This window comes from Pseudomonas sp. GLN_2, assembly GCF_043106005.1.
GTDB classification, from domain to species: domain Bacteria; phylum Pseudomonadota; class Gammaproteobacteria; order Pseudomonadales; family Pseudomonadaceae; genus Aquipseudomonas; species Aquipseudomonas alloputida.
The window spans coordinates 51,154-70,426 of record NZ_JBICMC010000102.1 but is presented as its reverse complement, the minus strand read 5'-3'; the positions used below and the strand labels follow the sequence as shown (position 1 = coordinate 70,426).

The 19,273-nt window shown below is 61.7% G+C and carries 16 protein-coding genes, 1 tRNA gene and 2 pseudogenes; 8 read left to right on the top strand and 11 right to left on the bottom strand.

Features of this window, described 5'->3' with window-relative positions; all coding sequences use genetic code 11:
- Positions 1-47 precede the first annotated feature (47 nt).
- Positions 48-1,778, bottom strand: coding sequence for a dipeptidase (locus ACF8Q6_RS24885; protein WP_392489449.1), 1,731 nt, complete (start codon positions 1,776-1,778; stop codon positions 48-50).
- 111 nt (positions 1,779-1,889) lie between these two features.
- Here ACF8Q6_RS24885 and ACF8Q6_RS24880 point away from each other — a divergent pair, with 111 nt between their 5' ends.
- From ACF8Q6_RS24880 to ACF8Q6_RS24870, 3 genes and pseudogenes are all read left to right on the top strand, one after another.
- On the top strand, positions 1,890-2,840 hold the full coding sequence (locus ACF8Q6_RS24880) for a hypothetical protein (RefSeq protein WP_392489448.1): 951 nt from the start codon (positions 1,890-1,892) through the stop codon (positions 2,838-2,840).
- Positions 2,837-3,202 carry a hypothetical protein gene (locus ACF8Q6_RS24875; RefSeq protein WP_198756102.1) on the top strand — a complete coding sequence of 122 codons (366 nt, stop codon included), beginning with the start codon at positions 2,837-2,839 and terminating at the stop codon, positions 3,200-3,202. Before ACF8Q6_RS24880 ends, ACF8Q6_RS24875 begins: the two co-directional genes overlap by 4 nt.
- A gap of 92 nt (positions 3,203-3,294) precedes the next feature.
- A pseudogene (locus tag ACF8Q6_RS24870) lies at positions 3,295-3,397 on the top strand (IS5/IS1182 family transposase); the annotation flags it as partial.
- Between the two features lie 70 nt (positions 3,398-3,467).
- Here ACF8Q6_RS24870 and ACF8Q6_RS24865 read toward each other — a convergent pair.
- From ACF8Q6_RS24865 to ACF8Q6_RS24855, 3 genes and pseudogenes are all read right to left on the bottom strand, one after another.
- Positions 3,468-3,644, bottom strand: a pseudogene (locus ACF8Q6_RS24865) (DUF3592 domain-containing protein); the annotation flags it as partial.
- A 175-nt stretch (positions 3,645-3,819) separates the two neighbouring features.
- Entirely contained in the window at positions 3,820-4,638 is an 819-nt protein-coding gene (locus tag ACF8Q6_RS24860) for a Shufflon-specific DNA recombinase (RefSeq protein ID WP_392489447.1), read from the bottom strand.
- A 105-nt stretch (positions 4,639-4,743) separates the two neighbouring features.
- Positions 4,744-4,820: transfer RNA gene (locus ACF8Q6_RS24855), tRNA-Arg, on the bottom strand.
- Positions 4,821-4,850: 30 nt separating this feature from the next.
- On the opposite strand from ACF8Q6_RS24855, the gene ACF8Q6_RS24850 reads away from it, so the two are divergent.
- The 4 genes from ACF8Q6_RS24850 to ACF8Q6_RS24835 all read left to right on the top strand — a co-directional run bounded on the left by ACF8Q6_RS24850 (position 4,851) and on the right by ACF8Q6_RS24835 (position 9,588).
- Entirely contained in the window at positions 4,851-5,069 is a 219-nt protein-coding gene (locus ACF8Q6_RS24850; protein ID WP_392489446.1) for an aryl-sulfate sulfotransferase, read from the top strand.
- A gap of 219 nt (positions 5,070-5,288) precedes the next feature.
- Positions 5,289-6,731, top strand: coding sequence for an NADP-dependent succinate-semialdehyde dehydrogenase (gene gabD, locus ACF8Q6_RS24845; RefSeq protein WP_392489445.1), 1,443 nt, complete (start codon positions 5,289-5,291; stop codon positions 6,729-6,731).
- Positions 6,732-6,913: 182 nt separating this feature from the next.
- Entirely contained in the window at positions 6,914-8,191 is a 1,278-nt protein-coding gene (gene gabT, locus ACF8Q6_RS24840; protein ID WP_003255866.1) for a 4-aminobutyrate--2-oxoglutarate transaminase, read from the top strand.
- A 137-nt stretch (positions 8,192-8,328) separates the two neighbouring features.
- On the top strand, positions 8,329-9,588 hold the full coding sequence (locus tag ACF8Q6_RS24835; protein ID WP_392489444.1) for an HDOD domain-containing protein: 1,260 nt from the start codon (positions 8,329-8,331) through the stop codon (positions 9,586-9,588).
- A 102-nt stretch (positions 9,589-9,690) separates the two neighbouring features.
- Here ACF8Q6_RS24835 and ACF8Q6_RS24830 read toward each other — a convergent pair whose 3' ends face one another.
- Both ACF8Q6_RS24830 and desA read right to left on the bottom strand, forming a co-directional pair.
- Positions 9,691-10,719, bottom strand: coding sequence for a GGDEF domain-containing protein (locus ACF8Q6_RS24830; RefSeq protein ID WP_392489443.1), 1,029 nt, complete (start codon positions 10,717-10,719; stop codon positions 9,691-9,693).
- A gap of 99 nt (positions 10,720-10,818) precedes the next feature.
- On the bottom strand, positions 10,819-12,003 hold the full coding sequence (gene desA / locus ACF8Q6_RS24825; protein ID WP_324737097.1) for a delta-9 fatty acid desaturase DesA: 1,185 nt from the start codon (positions 12,001-12,003) through the stop codon (positions 10,819-10,821).
- 146 nt (positions 12,004-12,149) lie between these two features.
- Here desA and dibA point away from each other — a divergent pair, with 146 nt between their 5' ends.
- On the top strand, positions 12,150-14,045 hold the full coding sequence (gene dibA, locus ACF8Q6_RS24820; protein ID WP_392499629.1) for a phosphodiesterase DibA: 1,896 nt from the start codon (positions 12,150-12,152) through the stop codon (positions 14,043-14,045).
- 27 nt (positions 14,046-14,072) lie between these two features.
- Here dibA and ACF8Q6_RS24815 read toward each other — a convergent pair whose 3' ends face one another.
- The 5 genes from ACF8Q6_RS24815 to ACF8Q6_RS24795 are packed head-to-tail and all read right to left on the bottom strand — an operon-like array spanning position 14,073 to position 19,177.
- On the bottom strand, positions 14,073-14,717 hold the full coding sequence (locus ACF8Q6_RS24815) for a methionine ABC transporter permease (RefSeq protein ID WP_392490628.1): 645 nt from the start codon (positions 14,715-14,717) through the stop codon (positions 14,073-14,075).
- On the bottom strand, positions 14,707-15,816 hold the full coding sequence (locus ACF8Q6_RS24810; protein ID WP_392490627.1) for a methionine ABC transporter ATP-binding protein: 1,110 nt from the start codon (positions 15,814-15,816) through the stop codon (positions 14,707-14,709). The genes ACF8Q6_RS24815 and ACF8Q6_RS24810 overlap by 11 nt, the downstream gene beginning before the upstream one ends.
- A 1-nt stretch (position 15,817) precedes the next feature.
- On the bottom strand, positions 15,818-16,618 hold the full coding sequence (locus ACF8Q6_RS24805) for a MetQ/NlpA family ABC transporter substrate-binding protein (RefSeq protein ID WP_161774172.1): 801 nt from the start codon (positions 16,616-16,618) through the stop codon (positions 15,818-15,820).
- Positions 16,611-17,996, bottom strand: a complete 1,386-nt coding sequence (locus ACF8Q6_RS24800; protein WP_392490626.1) for an LLM class flavin-dependent oxidoreductase — start codon at positions 17,994-17,996, stop codon at positions 16,611-16,613. The genes ACF8Q6_RS24805 and ACF8Q6_RS24800 overlap by 8 nt, the downstream gene beginning before the upstream one ends.
- On the bottom strand, positions 17,996-19,177 hold the full coding sequence (locus tag ACF8Q6_RS24795) for an SfnB family sulfur acquisition oxidoreductase (protein WP_011953204.1): 1,182 nt from the start codon (positions 19,175-19,177) through the stop codon (positions 17,996-17,998). The genes ACF8Q6_RS24800 and ACF8Q6_RS24795 overlap by 1 nt, the downstream gene beginning before the upstream one ends.
- Between the last annotated feature and the right edge of the window lie 96 nt (positions 19,178-19,273).

Below are 19,273 nucleotides of genomic sequence, written 5' to 3'. Positions count from 1 at the left end.
TAGGGGCCTTTTCGCGGCTAAAGCCGCGAAGAGGCCGGTACTGCGCATCAAAGCTTCGGCATCTGCCCGATCCGCGCCACCATTTCGCTCACCACCTGCAAGTCCAGCATGAACTGCTCCACGGTCTTGAACTCGTTGTCGTTGTGCCCAGTGTACTTCACGTCCGGCATAGCCAGGCCGAACTGGACGCCGTTGGGCAGGTCGTGGACCGAAGTCGCACCGGCGGACGTGCCGAACTCATGCTTCATCCCCAGGTTCTCGGTGGCCACAGCGAGCAGGGCCTTGACCCATTCGCCTTCAGGGTTGCGGTACATCGGCTCGTCCAGGCTGTAATCGAACGCCACCGAGGTGTTGCTTTGCCGGGTCCATTTACCCAGTTTGTCGGCCAGCTCGTCCTTGATCGTGGCGATCGGCTTCCCCTTGGGAATGCGCAGATTCACCGCCAGTTTCAAGCCTTTGTCATCCACCCCGACATAAGTCAGCGAGGTCGTCAGCGGGCCCATGAACGGGTCCTTGAAGGCCACGCCGAGCGTGTTGCCCAGGTAGTCCAGGCCCCAGTTTTCGGCAGCGTAGCGGGCCGCGTCGGTAAAGTGGTTGTGCTTGAGCGACACCTGCTGGCCGAGGCCATTGATGAAGTCGAGCATACGCGCCACCGGGTTGATACCGGATTCCGGCTCCGAAGAGTGTGCGGAAACACCGGTCACGGTGAGCAAGACTTGCTTGCCGTCGGCCTTGGCGTCGATGCTGAAGTCGCTTCCATGCTGCTTCACATATCTGGCACCGGCTTGCTGCAGGTGCTTGGCCAGCTGTGCCGGGTTGTCAGAAATCAGGGTCGCAACCGAAGTTGTCGGGATCTGGTTGGTGGCCAGGCCACCGGTCAGGTTGACGATCTCGGCGCCCTTGCCGCTGGCCGGGCGCTTGGTGAAGCTGGCCATGACCGTGCCGTAGCCTTTCTCGGCAATCACTACGGGGTAGCCGCCGTCGAGGGCCAGGTTGTAATCGGGCGTAGGGTTGCGCTCAAAGTAGTAGGGGATGGCATCACCGCTGGTTTCTTCGGTGGTGTCGATCAGCAGCTTGAACTGCCGGGCGAGCGGCAGGTGTTCGTCCTTGGCCACTTTCAGCGCGTACATCGCCACCACGATGCCGTTCTTGTCGTCTTCAGTGCCGCGGCCGTACATGCGGTCACCCACCAGGGTGACCTTGAACGGGTCCAGGCGCGTACCGTCGGCCAGCTTCCAGTTGTCCGGGTTGACCGGCACGACGTCAGCGTGGGCATGGATGCCGATCACTTCCTTCCCGCTGCCCAGCGAGATCTCGTACACCCGGTTGTCGATGTTGCGGAAGGCCAGGCCGAAGCGGTCGGCCAAGGCCTTGATCCTGTCGGCGATCTTGAGGAATTCAGGGTTTTCGTGCTGCGGTGTACCCTCGACATTGAAGGTGGGGATGGCTACCAGTTCGCGCAGGGTTTCGGTAGCGGCTTTGCCATACTTGATGCGGGTATACAGGCCGAGCAGGCGGTTGATCTCGTCTTGTTGCTCGGCGGCCAATGGCTTGTTGGCCAGGTAGGCGTCGACGGTTGCCTCGAGGTTGTCGGCCTTGCCCAGGTCGCTGCTTTTGAGCTTGCCGAGGAATTGCTTGAAGTCGCTTGGGTCGCTGCCGTCGAAGGCTTTGACGATGGCTGCGGACTGCTGCTGGGTGAGGTTGGCCTGGGCAGGCTGGGTGAACAGGCCGATGCTGGCCAGCAACAGGGTGGTCGCGGTGAGTTTTTTCAACTGCATGGTTGTGCGCATTCCTTCGCCAATCATTGTTATGGGTTACCCGTTCGGAGAACGGGAAGACGCCCACGCTAACATCAATGACCCGTGGCACGGGAGTACCAGAAAGGTGACATGCCGCACAAACGAAAAAGCCCCGGGCTCAGGCCCACACCGGTATCGGGGCATGCTCAGGGCAAATTCGATGTTCTGAATGCGCACATTGCCAACAGTGTGGTTATGGGCGGGGAGCTGGTGATCGTCGGCGACCCCGATACACCCTCTTGCACCAGCCACGAAGCTTTCCTCATGGCCAAGGCTGCTCAGGTGCACGCTGGCTTGCTTACAAGTGGGGTGGACGCGGATGATTTTTTCCTGGAGCACTTCGACTTGCTGCAAAGCGTTCTTGCCAACGCTTCAATGGGAGTTGGTGCAGTCGGTGAAGGCTGGAGCAGGCATCTGCAAAATATCAAGGACACACTTGAGGAGATCGAGAAATTACATCGCGAGTACCTCGGCTCTGGCACCTTGAGTGCCCGCGACGCGTTTTATGCCAAGCGCACCGCTTTGTTCATGAAGCTCGAAAAGCAGCTGGGAAACTTCGCCGCGTACGGTTCAGGGTTACGTAACCAAGGAAAGGTCAAGCAGGCATTGGGCATCTCGACCCGCAGCTACCTCCACTCAGGCGAGATCGCCGGTTATGCCGACAAGGTATCTGGTGTTGCCAAAGCGTCGAATTTGGTCAAGAAAGGCACGTATATCGGTACTGCGCTGGATGTGGCTGCCACAGGCTTGTCGATTCATAAAGCCTGCACAATGGGCCGGGAGGACCAGTGCCGCCGCGCCAAATATGTTGAAAGCTCGGCGTTGATAGGTGGCCTGGGAGGTGGCAGCCTCGGTGGGTATGCGGGAGGTATGGCAGGAGCTGGTGCTTGTGTAGTCGTTCTGGGGGTTACTACAGGCGGCCCTGGAGCGCTGGTTTGTGCTGTGGTAGGCGGTGCAGTTGGCGGTAAAATCTTCGGAGACATCGGGAGCTGGGGAGGTGAGATGGTGGGTGATTTTTTATATCGTGAGGTATCGGAGTGAATGCAGTTGACCCTGGATTGATTGCGCTGTTGATCCTTGCGCCCATAGTTCTGTCTATGATCGTGCTGTGTTACATCGCACATAAATACACTGAGCACTTTGAGTCGTTACTCCCGAACTGTACGTACGTGGCCGGCAATAAAAAAATATTCCAGCATGCAGGCTTACTGGGCAAAGTCATGCGCACGGGGTCGATCTCTTTGGTGCTGGCGATACCGTCAATCTTTTTGCGCAGAGGCTTGATTGACTTAAATGAAGTTAAACGTTTTCCGCCCAACATGAGACGATTATTGGTGAGCATGTTAGCCATCCAAATGGTACTGCTCATTGCTCTAACCATTTTCCATTATGTATATCGTTGAAGCTTAGGGATTCTCCAATCAAGTCAGCACAGGCCGTCTGACCTGTGCTGAAATAGCCCTCCGTCCACTGCCCTCTACAAGCCCTCCGTCTCATGAGTCAGATGAGCTTTTCCGATTTCGAGTAACGCCGGTAAGCGCAAGCAAACCCTTCGCGAGCGTTTCATGGTCGAGATGGAGCAGATGCTGCCGTGGAGCTGATTGGTGGCATTGATTGAGGCGCACTACCCAAAGGCCGGCGGTGGTCGCAAACCATTTTAACTGGTTGCGCCATCCGGCGTCGGTAAATCCATGCGGCCAGGTGGTAGCGGCTACCTCCCAACGCGAATACGCAAGCGAACAGACCGGCCAGCAGGCTCGCGCCCCACAGCGCGCCTCGGTCATCGATGAGTGCGGTCGTAGCGGGCGCTTCAGGGCGGTACAACACGTTAACCCGGTCGCCTATGTCGATCAGGTTCGGCAGCTTGGTCGCGAGCCTGCATGTAGCTTCATGTCGTAGATCGTGGAAGCGCAGGTCGAGCAGAAAGTCCTCCTGAGGCGCCACACATGCCTGCTCGCAGTCAGCCAAGTACTTTGACCGCGCGCGCTCCAGCCCCCGCACAAAAGCTTTTTTGAGAGCATCAGCGGTGGTTGGGAATACTCGACCGCACAGGGACCGTGGTAGTCCTCTCAGCAGTTGGATCGCATTGGGTGAGAGCGGAATCGTCCTCGGCAATCCATTCTTGGTCGCTGGCAAAATGAGCGGTCCGGCGGTCCAGGTTCACGTGCCTCCAACGCAGCTCGAAAATCTCGCCACGGCGCATGGCCGTTTCAATCGCCATTTGGACGATGGGGCGTATCCAAGGATTGTGAGAGGCATCAGCATAGGTGCCGTCCGCACGACGCTCGCACAGCTCCAACGCGCTGAGAATGTATTGCTCTTCAACCGGATCGAGCCGCCGTGAGCGTTCGTCGTTGTAGCTTGGGCGGCTAACCATCCTCACCGGGTTCTCCGCAAGATGAATACCCCACTCGCGGCGGGCGACCTCAATCACGCACTGGAACAAAGCCAGCTCACGCTTCACCGTATTGCCCTTGCGGATCTTCAGGCGCTCATCGCGGTACCGGGCAAAATCTGAAGAGGTGAGGGTCGCGACGATGCGCGTTGCCAGCGGGTGACGCTTGAGCGCTTCGAGTCGTTTGATTTCCGAGTACGCACCTTTGTGCTTCGGGGCGACCTCGGAGATATAGCGATCGATGAGTTGATGAAAGGCGGTACGTTCAGCCTCGACCCGAGAGACGAAGATGCCCCGGTCGATTTCGCTTTCGATCATACGTGCCCAGGCTTGGGCGTCGGCTTTGGTTTCGAAGGTTTTGCGCTGGGCTGGATAGCCCTCACGGCGAATTTGCGCTTCCCACTGATACTCGCCGCGATTCCTGATTGTTGCCATTTCGACCATCCCCACCACACTTGAGTGTGGCAAATTTGTGGCAAAAACGACTTTCAGGACTAGGACAGGTTTCTGTCAGAAGCGCTAACCCCTTGTGACACAAGGGAAAGAAGATGGCGCACTCGGCGGGATTCGAACCCACGACCCCTGCCTTCGGAGGGCAGTACTCTATCCAGCTGAGCTACGAGTGCAACGCGCACGCATGATACCCATCTGTATCGTTGACGTCCATCGCCTTGATCTGTAGCTGTTTTTACCGTGTTGGCTGTGCAGATCCCCGGGGCCGGATACACGACAATGCCGATCAAACTGTCGGCCAGGGTGGAACCGGCCGTAACTGGACCCGCGTCAATGCCGTCGACTACGCTGCCGATGGCGACAGCATCATCGTTTCAGCCCACCACCAGGGTGTGTTGAACATCGGCCGTGACAAGCAGTGAAACGATTTTTGGCGTCGCCCCGAGTCCGGCCACAGCATCGTCTACCCTTTAGCGGCCATTCTGCGGGCGATTTCAGATGGGCTGTTCAACCATTCGTTCTTTTTTTCGAACAGCCTATTGTCCAACACCCCAGCAGCCGCTTAGCATTCGTTTGAGATTTCAAACGCTCGATGCCCTGCCTTGGGCGCTTTTCAACAATCAACAATTCGGGAAGCCGACATGCAGCTCAAAGACGCTCAGTTGTTCCGCCAGCAAGCCTATATCAATGGTGAGTGGCTGGATGCGGACAACGGCCAGACCATCAAGGTGACCAACCCGGCCACCGGCGAAGCCATCGGTACCGTGCCGAAGATGGGCACCGCGGAAACCCGCCGCGCCATCGAAGCTGCCGACAAGGCCCTGCCGGCCTGGCGTGCCCTGACTGCGAAAGAGCGCTCGGCCAAGCTGCGTCGCTGGTTCGAACTGATGATCGAGAACCAGGACGACCTGGCTCGCCTGATGACCACCGAACAGGGCAAGCCGCTGGCCGAAGCCAAGGGCGAAATCGCCTACGCGGCCTCGTTCATCGAGTGGTTCGCCGAAGAAGCCAAGCGCATCTACGGTGACACCATCCCGGGCCACCAGCCAGACAAGCGCCTGATTGTCATCAAGCAGCCAATCGGCGTTACCGCGGCCATCACTCCGTGGAACTTCCCGGCCGCCATGATCACCCGTAAAGCCGGCCCGGCCCTGGCCGCTGGCTGCACCATGGTCCTCAAGCCGGCTTCGCAAACCCCATACTCCGCTCTGGCGCTGGTCGAGCTGGCCCACCGTGCCGGCATCCCGGCTGGCGTGCTGAGTGTGGTTACCGGCAGCGCCGGCGAAGTTGGCGGCGAACTGACCGCCAACTCCCTGGTACGCAAGCTGTCCTTCACCGGCTCGACCGAAATCGGTCGCCAGCTGATGGAAGAATGCGCCAAGGACATCAAGAAGGTTTCCCTGGAGCTGGGTGGCAACGCCCCGTTCATCGTGTTCGACGACGCCGACCTGGACAAGGCGGTCGAGGGCGCGATCATCTCCAAGTACCGTAACAACGGCCAGACCTGCGTCTGCGCCAACCGTATCTACGTGCAGGACGGCGTCTACGACGCGTTCGCCCAGAAGCTGGCCGCTGCAGTTGCCAAGCTGAAGATCGGTAACGGCCTGGAAGAAGGCACCACCACTGGCCCGCTGATCGATGGCAAGGCTGTCGCCAAGGTCCAGGAACACATCGAGGATGCCGTCAGCAAAGGCGCCAAAGTGCTGTCCGGTGGCAAGCTGATCGAAGGCAACTTCTTCGAGCCGACCATCCTGGTTGACGTACCGAAGACCGCTGCTGTCGCCAAGGAAGAGACGTTCGGCCCACTGGCGCCGCTGTTCCGCTTCAAAGACGAAGCCGAAGTCATCGCCATGTCCAACGACACCGAGTTCGGCCTGGCCTCGTACTTCTACGCCCGTGACATGAGCCGTGTGTTCCGTGTCGCCGAAGCCCTGGAGTACGGCATGGTGGGTATCAACACCGGCCTGATCTCCAACGAAGTGGCGCCGTTCGGTGGTATCAAGGCTTCGGGCCTGGGCCGCGAAGGTTCCAAGTACGGTATCGAGGACTACCTCGAAATCAAATACCTGTGCATCAGCGTCTGATAGCACGGTAAAGGCTTTACCTCTGCCAGCGGGGCGCGAGAGCGACGTCTCGCTGGCCTTTTTTACATTGCAGTACCTGGTGGCCAGGGCGTTCACGACAGTCGATCAACGAATACTGTTCGCGAGCACTCCCAGCCGCCCCCGAATAAAAGCGCCATTCCTGTCGGCGCAATGAGGGCATTATGAGCAAAACCAACGAATCCTTGATGCAACGTCGTGTAGCTGCCGTCCCACGTGGCGTCGGCCAGATCCACCCGATCTTCGTCGACACCGCGAAGAACTCGACCGTGATCGACGTTGAAGGCCGCGAACTGATCGACTTCGCCGGCGGCATCGCAGTACTGAACACCGGCCACCTGCACCCGAAAGTGGTTGCAGCCGTGCAAGAGCAGCTGACCAAGGTCAGCCACACCTGCTTCCAGGTGCTGGCTTACGAGCCCTACGTAGAGCTGTGCGAGAAGATCAACAAGCTGGTCCCAGGCGACTTCGACAAGAAGACCCTGCTGGTCACCACCGGCTCCGAAGCCGTTGAAAACGCCGTCAAGATCGCCCGTGCTGCCACTGGCCGCGCTGGCGTCATCGCCTTCACCGGCGGTTATCACGGCCGTACCATGATGACCCTGGGCCTGACCGGCAAGGTCGTGCCGTACTCCGCTGGCATGGGCCTGATGCCAGGCGGCATCTTCCGCGCCCTGTTCCCGAGCGAACTGCACGGTATCAGCGTTGACGACGCCATCGCCTCGGTCGAGCGCATCTTCAAGAACGACGCCGAGCCGCGCGACATCGCCGCGATCATCCTCGAGCCAGTACAAGGCGAAGGCGGCTTCCTGCCAGCGCCGAAAGAGCTGATGAAACGCCTGCGCGCCCTGTGCGACCAGCACGGCATCCTGCTGATCGCCGACGAAGTACAAACTGGCGCTGGCCGTACCGGCACCTTCTTCGCCATGGAACAGATGGGCGTTGCGCCTGACCTGACCACCTTCGCCAAATCCATCGCTGGCGGCTTCCCGCTGGCCGGTGTGTGCGGCAAGGCCGAATACATGGACGCCATCGCGCCTGGCGGCCTGGGCGGTACCTACGCGGGTTCGCCGATCGCTTGCGCCGCGGCCCTGGCCGTGATCGAAGTGTTCGAAGAAGAAAAACTGCTGGACCGCAGCAAGGCTGTGGGTGAGCGCCTGACCGCCGGCCTGCGCGAAATCCAGAAGAAGTACCCGATCATCGGCGACGTCCGTGGTCTGGGCTCGATGATCGCCGTCGAAGTCTTCGAGAAAGGCACTCACACCCCGAACGCTGCTGCTGTTGGCCAGGTTGTCGCCAAGGCTCGTGAAAAGGGTCTGATCCTGCTGTCTTGCGGCACCTACGGCAACGTCCTGCGTATCCTGGTTCCGCTGACCGCCGAAGACGCACTGCTGGACAAAGGCCTGGCCATCATCGAAGAGTGCTTCGCTGAAATCGCCTGATGTGACGCGCTTCAGAAAAAACCCGCCTAGGCGGGTTTTTTTATGCCCAGATAAGCCATGTGGCGCTATGGTTATCGGAGGATTGGCTTTGGAAGCTGCGACGGACTGTGTGTCAGGGTATTCAGGAGTAGTTGGTGATGAGCGCTGCAGCCCCCACCCCACCAAGCGTACTGATTGTCGAAGGCGATCCTTGGGTACGGGACATGCTCAGCGAGATGCTGCTCAGCGTGCGCTGTGACGCCCGCCTGCAAGTATGCGCTGACGGCGCGCAGGCGCTCAGTGCCCTGTCCAGCAAGCCGGACCTGATCATCGCTGCCCGCGAGCTGGCCGGTGTCGACGGCCTCGACCTGCTGCGCAAGGTGCGCGCCAAAGGGCCAGGGGTGCCGTTCATTCTCATGAGTAACCGCAATGACAGCGCCAGTGTGCGCGAAGCGCTGCCCCTGCACCCCACGGCTTACCTGAGCAAGCCACTGAACCTGGATAACCTGCGCAAGCGGCTGCAAGAGTTGCTGCTGGCCGTTGGCGAGGAGATTGCCTGCCCGGTACCGGCGTTGCAGGCGGGAGCCAGCCTGCCAGCCTACCTTGAGCAGCGCCGCGCTACCGCCGATGGCGGGCCGCTGCTGGCCGATGTGCAGGTAGCGATCAATCGAGCGCTGAACCCCCAGGGCCTGAACCTCAGGGTGCTCGAAGAGGAGGTGCGTAACGACCCGCAGGTGACGGCGGTGCTGATCGCTGCCGCCAATAGTGCGGCATTGCATCGTGAAGCGCCGGTGCAGACGTTGCTGCAGGCCCTGAACAAGCTTGGCAGTACCCAAAGCATGAACCTGATCCTGGGCATGACCCTCAAGCGCAGCGCACGCCTCAGCGACCCACTGTTGGCAGAGCACGCAGCCCGTTACTGGGACCTGTCACTGCACACTGCCGAATATGGCCGCACCTTGGCGCGCATGCTCGAACTGGACGAGGGCCGTTGTTATTGCGCGGGCTTGCTGCATTGCCTGGGCGACCTGGCGGTGTTGCGCTGCCTGCAGGAGTGGCGGTTGGCCGGGGGAGACCTGGACGAGCGCAATGTGCAGCAATCGCTGGAAGAGTTTGGTGCGGCGTTCGGTTCGGCGCTGCGTACTCGCTGGCGTTTGCCGCTGGCACTGCGCGAGTTGATCGCTGCGATCTACCAGTTGGGCGGTGGCGTTTACTCGCGGGAGATCCTGGCCATGAACCTGGCTGGGCAGTTGTCGCGGCTGCCGGCTGGGCAGGGGCTGGAGAAAGTGGCGAGCGGCAAGACTGCGCGCCTGCTCAAGCTTGGCCTGCCGGAGCTGAGGCGGTTGCGCAAAGTGGAGAACCCGGAAGTAAAGCCGCAGGAAGAACCGCCGGTAGCTGGGGCCGAGGTTTCCAGCTGAGATTCGGGGGCTGCATTGCGGCCCTTCGCGGGCTTGCCCGCTGCCACAGGTGTGGCGCCGGGCCCGTGAATACCGGCCAAAGCCGGTGCCCTTGCCGCCTGATCAGCCGCGGACTATCTGGTTCTTGCCCTGCCGCTTGGCCTGGTACATTGCCGCATCGGCCCGCGCATACAGGCTGTCCAGCGCCACATCCTCAACGGTCAGCTCGGTCAGCCCCTGGCTCACCGTCACCCCGTACGTCTGCTGGCCATGGCTGAAGCTCAAGTGCTGAATCTGCCGCTGCAAGCGCTCGGCAATCTGCTTCGCGACCTGGGCGTTGCAGCCCGGAAACACCGCCGCAAATTCTTCGCCGCCAATGCGTCCGAACAGGTCGCCCCGGCGTAGCACGGCCTTGCCGCTGTCGGCGATGTGCTGCAGCACCTGGTCGCCTTCCTGGTGGCCATAGCTGTCATTGATGCGTTTGAAGTCGTCGATATCCAACAGCAGGAAAGCCAGCGGTGTACCGTCCTCGCGTGCACTGTCGAAGGCTTGCTGAGCACATTCGAAAAAGTGCCTGCGGTTACTGCTCTGGGTCAGCACATCGGTGGTGGCCAGGCGCTGCAGTTCGCCTTCAAGCTGCTTCTTCTCGGTGATGTCTTCGGCGATACCGACAATGATTACCCGCTCGCCATCGTGCTGCTGGTTGATGTAGCACTTGTCGCTCAGCCAGCGCAGTTGCCCGTCGGCATTGAGGATGCGGTACTCGCGGTCTTCCACCGCGCCCTTGAGCAGTACCTGGGCCAGGCTACGTTCGGCGAACTCGAGGTCGTCGGGGTAGATGCTGTCACGCCATTCGTTGTAGTCAGCCAGCACCAGGCTGACCGGGCGGCCGAAGATGCGCTCGTAGGCTGGGCTCACGTACAGCACCTGACGGGTTTCCCAGTCGAAGGCCCAAAGCACTGCGTTGACGCTGTCGAGCAACGAGCTGAACAGCTGATCACGCTCACTCAGGCGGGCAACCTCACCTTGGGCGTGGAGCAACGCCAGTAAAGTCTGGGCAGCTTCGGGAGGAGGGGTGCCGGGGAAAATCGTTGGAATGTTCTTGGCCATGTGCACGGAGCAGGTCTCAACGTGAAAGCGTGCGGCCAACATCCGGCCCGCCACGCAGGCGATATTCCGGATTCGAGTGGAGAGGCGGGGGTGAAGTTCCGAACGGCACGCCCCGTTGCGGGGCGTGCCGATCAACGGCGGTCAGGCGCCGGTCGGGCGCAGCGAGTAAGTCTTGAGTTGCGCCGCGAAGTCGCGCAGTGCCTGGATGCCGCTGGTTTCGGCCTCGTGTACCCAGTCTTTCATGGCCGCCAGCATGTCGTGGCCGTTGGCACTGGTGCGTGCCCAGATCTGCTGCAGGGCCAGGCGCTTTTCGTAGATGGTTTTCAGTGCCTGGCTGTGCGCGAGCATGGACTCGATGCGCACGTGGTGGCGGTCTTCCAGCAGGCTGGTTTCGCGCGAGAGCAGCCGTTTGGCACGGCGGAAGCGGTGGCGCACCGAGGCATCGACACGGGCCAGTTCCTGTTTCACCAGCGGGCCGATCACCAGCTTGCGGTACTGGGCCATGATCTGGAAGCGGTTGTTGAGGATGGCCATGGCGGTGTCCATGTCCAGGTTGGCCTTGCCGGCCACCCGGTGGGCGATGGGCGCCACGCGCTGCACCTTGGCCAGACGCAGCAGGCAGAACAGGCGGATCCACGCCCAGCCCATGTCGAACTCCCAGCGTTTGACCGAGAGCTTGGCCGAGTTGGGGTAGGTGTGGTGGTTGTTGTGCAGTTCTTCACCGCCGATGACGATGCCCCAGGGCACCAGGTTGGTGGCGGCGTCGCGGCATTCGAAGTTGCGATAGCCCAGGGCATGGCCCAGGCCGTTGACCACCCCAGCGGCCCAGAACGGAATCCACATCATCTGCACCGCCCATATGGTGATGCCTATGGTGCCAAACAGCAGCAGGTCGATTACCGCCATCAGTGCGATACCGCCCAGTTTGTAACGCGAGTACAGGTTGCGCTCGATCCAGTCATCCGGGCAATTCTTGCCATAGATGCGCAGGGTTTCGGGGTTGCGCGCCTCTTCACGGTACAGTTCGGCACCTTTGCGCAGCACTGTGCCCAGGCCCTTGTACACCGGGCTGTGCGGGTCGTCGGGGGTTTCGCACTTGGCGTGGTGCTTGCGGTGGACGGCGGTCCACTCGCGGGTGTTCTGCGCCGTGGTCAGCCACAGCCAGAAGCGGAAGAAGTGCTTGAGCGCGCCGTTGAGCTCCAGGGCCCGGTGCGCGGAGTAGCGATGCAGGTAGACCGTGACGCTGACAATGGTCACGTGGGTCATCAACAGAGTGATGCCGACCAGTTGCCAGGCCGACAGGTCGAGCAGGCCGTTATACCACATAGGTGCAAATACCCTCGAAATGCGGGGGGAAGGGCTGATTATCCCTTGGCGGGGAAATAAAACCAGTCAACCGTTGAGATAGGAGGTCACGACATGTTTCAGCCTTTATAATGCCCGCTCCTTTTTGATGGCCTTTCCCACCCGACATGTCTGTTTCCGTTCGCGACGCCTTGCGCATGGCTGCGCTGTATGTGGTGCTCTCGATCCTCTGGCTTGCGCTGGCGGAGGTGATGCTGCACAGCATGACTGACGACCCCTTGGCACTGACTGTGGGGCGGCAGATCAACGTGGTGCTCTGGGTGCTGCTCAGTGCCTTGCTGATCTACGTGTCGCGTGTGCGCCTGCTCAATTTCATCGGCCATGGCGCGCGTTTGCGTTGCGAAGACCGTGAACGGCTGCGCATGGCTGCCGCGGTGTTCGACAGTACCCTCGAGGGTGTGCTGGTGACCGACCGCCAAGGCCTGATCGTGCACGTCAATCGTGCCTTCATGCGCATCACCGGCTACCAGCAGGATGAGGTCATCGGCCAGCGCCCGAGCAAGTTCAAGTCGGGCCGCCATGGCCTGGCCTTCTACCAGGAAATTTTTGCCACCCTGGCCGAGAAGGGCGAGTGGAGTGGTGAAATCTGGAACCGGCGCAAAAGCGGGGAAATCTACCCGCAGTGGCAGACCATTTGCGCCATTCGTGATGACGAAGGTGAGCTCAGCCATTACGTGGCGGTGTTCAGTGATATCAGCGCCATCAAGCATTCGGAACAAGAGCTTGCCTACCTCGCCCACCACGACCCGCTGACCGGCCTGCCCAACCGCCTGCTGTTTAACGACCGGGTGGAGCAGGCATTGGCGGCGGCGCAGGCCAACAAGCGCGGTTGCGCCCTGTTGCTGCTGGACCTGGATCATTTCCAGAGCATAAACGACGGCCTGGGCCATACCATTGGCGACCAGTTGCTGAAGCTGGTAGGCGAGCGTCTGGGAGAGGTGTTGGGTAACGGCATGACCCTGGCGCGTCTGGGCGGCGACGAGTTCGGCGTGCTGGCCGAGAACTGCCAGCAGGTTGGCCAGGCGGGCAAGCTGGCGCAGTGCATCATCGAGCGCATGCGTGAGCCGTTTCAGTTCGAGGGCAATCGTCTGTTCATCAGCGCCAGCGTCGGAATCAGCCTGTTCCCCAGCGATGCCTTGAGTGCCGAGCAGTTGCTGCGCAATGCCGACTCGGCGTTGTACAAGGCCAAAAGCAACGGTCGGGCCTGTTATGCGCTGTACACCGAAGAGCTGACCGCCCACGCCCAGCATCGGGTCGAGACCGCCGCCGAATTGCGTCGGGCCCTGGAGCAGGATGAACTGCGGGTATACTTTCAGCCGGTACACGACTTGGCGACGGGCCGGCAGGTCGGGGTCGAGGCGTTGGTGCGCTGGCACCACCCCGGGCGCGGCCTGGTACCGCCGAGCGAGTTCATCCCGATTGCCGAACGCACCGGCCTGATTGCCGAGATCGATACCTGGGTGCTGCAACAGGCCTGTCGGCAAATGGTGCAGTGGCAAGCGGAAGGCCGGCAGCTGGCATTTGTGGGGGTGAACATCTCCAGTCGCCTGTTTGGCCAGCACGAGCTGTATCAGGAGGTAGCCCAAGTGCTGCACGACAGCGGCCTGGCCCCGGCCTTGCTGGAGCTGGAAGTCACCGAAAGCGCGGTGATGGACGACCCTGAGGTAGCGCTGGAGCAACTGCACCGCTTGCGCGAACTGGGGGTGACCCTGGCCATCGACGACTTTGGCACGGGGTATTCGTCACTGCTGCGGCTCAAGCGTTTGCCGGTGCAGAAACTGAAAATCGACCAAGGGTTTGTGGCTGGGTTGCCAGTGGATGACGACGACATCGCCATTGTGCGGGTGATCATCGCCTTGGCCCGTAGCATGGGTATGCAGGTGCATGCCGAGGGTATCGAGCAGGCGGAACAGGCCAGCTTCCTGTTGCAGGAGGAGTGCGAGTTGGGTCAAGGGTACTGGTTCGGGCGGCCAGTGCCGGCTGAGGATCTTCGCTGGGATTGAGAGCGGGCTGCAAAGCAGCCCTGGATTTCAGCGCTTGTTCAAACCCTTCGCCAGTCGGTCCCCGCCCAGCTGGATCAACGCCACTAACGCTATCAGCATGGCGATCACGGTCAGCATGATCTGGCTGTCGAAACGCTGGTAGCCATACCGATAGGCGATATCCCCCAGCCCGCCGGCACCAATCGCCCCGGCCATCGCCGAGGAGTTGATCAAGGTCACCAAGGTAATGGTGAAGCCCCCGACGATCCCCGGCAGCGCCTCGGGCAACAGTACATGCCAGACGATGTGCCAGCGCTGGCAGCCCATGGCCTGTGCGGCTTCCACCAGACCATGGTCGACCTCACGCAGGCTGACCTCGGCAATCCGCGCAAAGAACGGTGTGGCGGCAATGGTCAGCGGCACCACTGCCGCCCACACACCATAAGTGGTACCCACCACCAGGCGGGTGAAAGGAATCAGCGCAACCATCAGGATCAGAAACGGAATCGAGCGGAACAGGTTGACGAAGGCACCCAGCACCCGGTTCAGCAGCCGCGCCTCGAAGATCCCACCCTTGTCGCTGGTGACCAGCAGCACCGCCATGGGTACACCCACCAGCAGGGCGATCAGTGACGAAACCCCAACCATCAGCAGCGTATCAAGCAAGCCTTCCAGCAGGCGATCAAACCACATGGCCCAATACCTCCACGTCCTCGGCCCAACGGCGGGCACGTTCCAGCAATTGATGGGGGTCGTGCGGCGAGTGTTGCACCGAGAGGATGAGTTGCCCCAAGGCATGTTCGCCGATGGTTTCCACGCCGCCCTGCAGCAGACGCACACGCCCGCCCAGGTCGTTGAACAGGGCAGACAGCTCTGGCTCGCCAAGCACCGTCAGTTTCAGCACTACGGCGCTGTTGCCGCCCGCCGGGTGGGCCTGGAGGCTGGCTTGCAGTGCGGCGGGTAGCTTGGCCTGCAAAGGGGCGAGCAGGGTGCGGGTAACCTCGTGACGAGGTGAACCAAACACCCGCCAGGCCTCGCCCTGCTCGACCACTGCGCCGCGTTCCAGCACCACAACCCGGTGGCAGATGTCGCGAATCACCGCCATTTCGTGGGTGATCAGCACGATGGTCAGCCCCAGGCGCTGGTTGATATCGCGCAGCAGCTCCAGGATCGAGGCGGTGGTTTCCGGGTCCAGCGCCGAGGTGGCCTCGTCGCACAGCAGGATCTCGGGGGTGTGCACCAGTGCCCGGGCAATGCCCACGCGCTGTTTCTGCCCGCCGGACAGTTGCGCCGGGTACACGTGATGTTTTTCCTGCAGGCCGACCAGTTCCAGCAACTCGCGCACCTTGCGCTGGCGTTCGGCTTTTGCCACGCCGGCGACTTTCAACGGCAACTCGACGTTCTGCCACACGGTCTTGGCCGACATCAGGTTGAAGTGCTGGAAGATCATGCCGATGCGCCGGCGCAGGGCCACAAGCTGGTCCTCATCGAAAGGCGCGATATCCACCTGGTCGATCAATACGCGGCCCTGGCTGGGTTGCTCCAGGCGGTTGATGGTGCGCAGCAGTGATGACTTACCGGCGCCGCTGCGGCCGATGATGCCGAAGATCTCGCCATGGCGGATGTTCAAGTCGATGCCTTGCAAGGCCGGTTGCGCCTGGCCCGGGTAGGTCTTGCCCAGGCCGATGAAGCGCACGTGGGCTTCATTGACCTCGGGGCGCAGGGCCTGTTCCCTGGCCAATGGCGGCAGTGCTTGGGGTGTAGGCGCCCTGAGCGCGCTGGCCTGGCTCATGTCAGCCTTCCCAGCCGGCTTGGTAGAGCTTGCCGTGAGCTTTGTTCAACGCAGCGCGCACCACTGGCGAATGCTGGTAGATGTCGACGAACTTGGCTAGGCGTGGGTCGTCCTTGCTTTGCGGGCGAATGACGAACTGGATCACGTATTCCTTGTTTTCCAGCCCATCGAACAGCAACGCCGAGGTGGCATCGAAGGTGTTGGCCAGGCGGATGTAGGCCGGGTAACCCTGCACCAGGTCGGCGTCGTCGTAGGCGCGTACCAGTTGCACCGCCTCGACCTGAAGGATCTTCAGCTTTTTCGGGTTGGCGAGGATGTCATCCTCGGTGGCCTTGTAGCCCACGCCGGGCTTCAGGGTGATCAACCCGGCCTTGGCCAGCAGCAGTAGGCCACGGCCGCTGTTGATCGGGTCGTTGGCGATGGCCACGCTGGCGCCTTCAGGCAGCTCGGCAAAGCTTTTGTACTTTTTCGAGTACAGGCCAACGTTGTTGATGATGCCCGGGGCGTAAGGCACAAGGTTGAAGCCTGCAGCAGCCTTGGCGTTTTCCAGGAACGGGATGTGCTGGAAGTAGTTCACGTCGATGTCGCCGCTGTTGAGGCTGACATTGGGCGCAATCCAGTCGCTGAACTCGATCAGCTTCACTTCCAGGCCTCGCTTGTGGGCTTCTTCCACCGCGGCTTCCAGCGGAATGGCAAAGGCCGAGGTGGTGCCGATCTTCAACGGCTCGGCAGCAAGGGCACCGGCGCACAGGCCGAGGGTGATGGCAATGGCCGCGACGGGCCGGAACAGTTTCTCAAGCATGGTGCAGGGCTCCAGTCGGGGTAGGGGTAAAGCGGTAAGCCGAGCCAGGGTGGTCGGCGGGTAAGTGCGGGTGGTCGGTATGGAACAGTTTTTCGCGCAGGGTGCCTTCGGTGTAGGCCGTCTTGTAGCGGCCACGCAGCTGAAGTTGCGGGATGACCAGCTCGACGAAGTCCTCGAAGCTTTCCGGGGTGACGGTGCGGGTCAGGTTGAAACCGTCCAGGCCGCTTTCATCGATCCACGCGATCAACTGCTCGGCCACCTGTTCAGGCGCGCCGACCAGGGTTACGTAGCGGCCGCCCAGGGCGTGTTGCTGCAACAGGCGCCGGCGGGTCCAGGCGTTGTCTTGCAACTGGCGTGTGGCTGACTGGATGGCGTTGCCCTGGCTGAAGGCAATGGGTTGGTCCAGTTCATAGGCGGCGAAGTCGATGCCAGTGGACGCGGCGAAGTGCGCGACGCCCGCTTCGGCGCTGGCGTGGCGCAGGTACTCGGCATGTTTGGCCTGGGCCAGTTGCTCGGTGGCCGCGACGATCACCGTGATGCCCATGAACACTTTGACTGCCTGCGGGTCGCGGCCGGCGGCCTGGGCGGCCGCGCGAACCTTGTCGACCTGGGCGCGGGTGGCTGCCTTGTCTTGGCCACTGATGAACACGCATTCGGCATGGTTGCCGGCGAAGGCCAAGCCACGCGCAGAGCTGCCAGCCTGGAACAGCACCGGGGTGCGCTGCGGTGAGGGCTCGCACAGGTGGTAGCCTTCGACCTTGTAGAACTCGCCCTGGTGCTGAACCTTGCGCACCTTGTCGGGCGTGGCATAGACGCGATGCTCGCGGTCGGCGACCACTGCGTCATCGGCCCAGCTGCCTTCCAGCAGCTTGTACAACACCTGCAGGTATTCATCGGCCTGGTCGTAGCGGCGATCATGCGCCGGTTGCTGCGCCAGGCCCATGGCCCGGGCAGCGCTGTCGAGGTAGCCGGTGACAATGTTCCAGCCCACCCGGCCATTGCTCAGGTGGTCGAGTGTGGAAAGTCGCCGGGCGAACAGGTACGGCGCCTCGTAGGTGAGGTTGGCGGTAAGGCCAAAACCCAGGTGACGAGTGACTGCAGCCATGGCGGAGACCAGCAGCAGCGGGTCGTTGACAGGCAGCTGGATCGACTCCTTGAGGGTGACGTCCAGTGACTGGCCGTAGATGTCGTAGGTGCCGACGATGTCGGCAATGAAAAGCCCGTCGAACAGGCCGCGCTCCAGCAGGCGTGCCAGGTTGGTCCAATAGTCCAGGGTCTTGTACTGGGTTGAAGTGTCCCGTGGGTGGGTCCACAGACCGTGGTTGATGTGCCCGATGCAGTTCATGTTGAAGGCATTGAGCAGAATCTGCTTGGCCATCAGATGGTCCCCCGGCGTGGCGGGTTGGCATCGTTGAGGTAGTAGTTGCCGATGGCGTGGTACTTCCAGCGCACCGGGTCGTGCAGGGTGTGCACGCGAGCGTTGCGCCAGTGGCGGTCGAGGTTGTGTTCGGCCAATGTTGCCTGGCTGCCGCCCAGTTCGAACAGGGTGGTACCGGCGGTGAGGGAAATTTCGGTGCTGATGGCGCGTGCTTCGGCCACGGCAATGGAGGCGGCGGCCACGTTGTCGGCAGTGCTGTCGTCGCGGGCGCGGTCGAGGTATTCGCCTGCGCGCTCCAGCAGGGCTTCGGCCGCATGCAAGCGGACCGCCAGATGGCCGAAGCTTTTCAGTGTCAGCGGGTCATCCGTGGCCTTGTCCAGGCCGGAGTCGACCCACGGACGGCTGCGGGTGCGCACGAAGTGCAGGGCGTCTTCATAGGCGGCGCGGGCAATACCGGTGTCGATGGCGGCATGGAGGATCTGCGCCAGCGGGCCGACCGGGGTAGGGCGCTCGAAGGCGCTTTGGAACGGCACCACGTCGGCTGCGCTGACGTACACGTTATCGAACACCACCGAACCGCTGCCGGTGGTGCGCTGGCCGAAGCCGCTCCAGTCGTCGATCACCTGCAGCCCCTGGCTGTCGGCCGGGACGAAGGCCAATTGTTGTATACCTTGTTCATCCACGACCGAGGTTGGAATGCGCTGGGCATAGATGGCGCCTGTGGAATAGAACTTGCGCCCGTTGATGCGGAAACCGTCGCCGTCACGGCTCAGGCGGGTGGTGCGCTCGTGGGCGGTCTTGGTGCCCAGCTCAGCCAGGGCATTGCCGAAACGGCGGCCGGCCAGCACCTCGGCGTACAGGCGCTGTTGCTGTTCGGGGCTGCCGTTTACCCGCAGCACTTCCAGACCGTAGAAATGATTCTGCGGAATCTGCCCGAGCGAACCGTCGGCCTGCGCGATACGGGCGATGACCTTGGCCAGGGTGACGTTGGATACGCCGGCACCGCCGAAGGCTTTGGGCACGCTGATGGCCCACAGGCCGGAGCGGGTGAACAGCTCGAGTTCGGCCAGCGGCAGGCGGCGCTCGCGGTCGCGCAAGGCGCTGTCGCGGCGCAGTTGCTGGGCGATGTCTTCGGCGACGGCCAGGGCTTGGGCGTCGCTGGTGATGATAGCGATTGTCATGGAGTTCTCCGGGGGCCGCTTTGTGGCCCTTCGCGGGCTTACCCGCTCCCACAGTGAAGTGATGCCCGTTCAGGCGGTGGCAATCCTGTGGGCGCG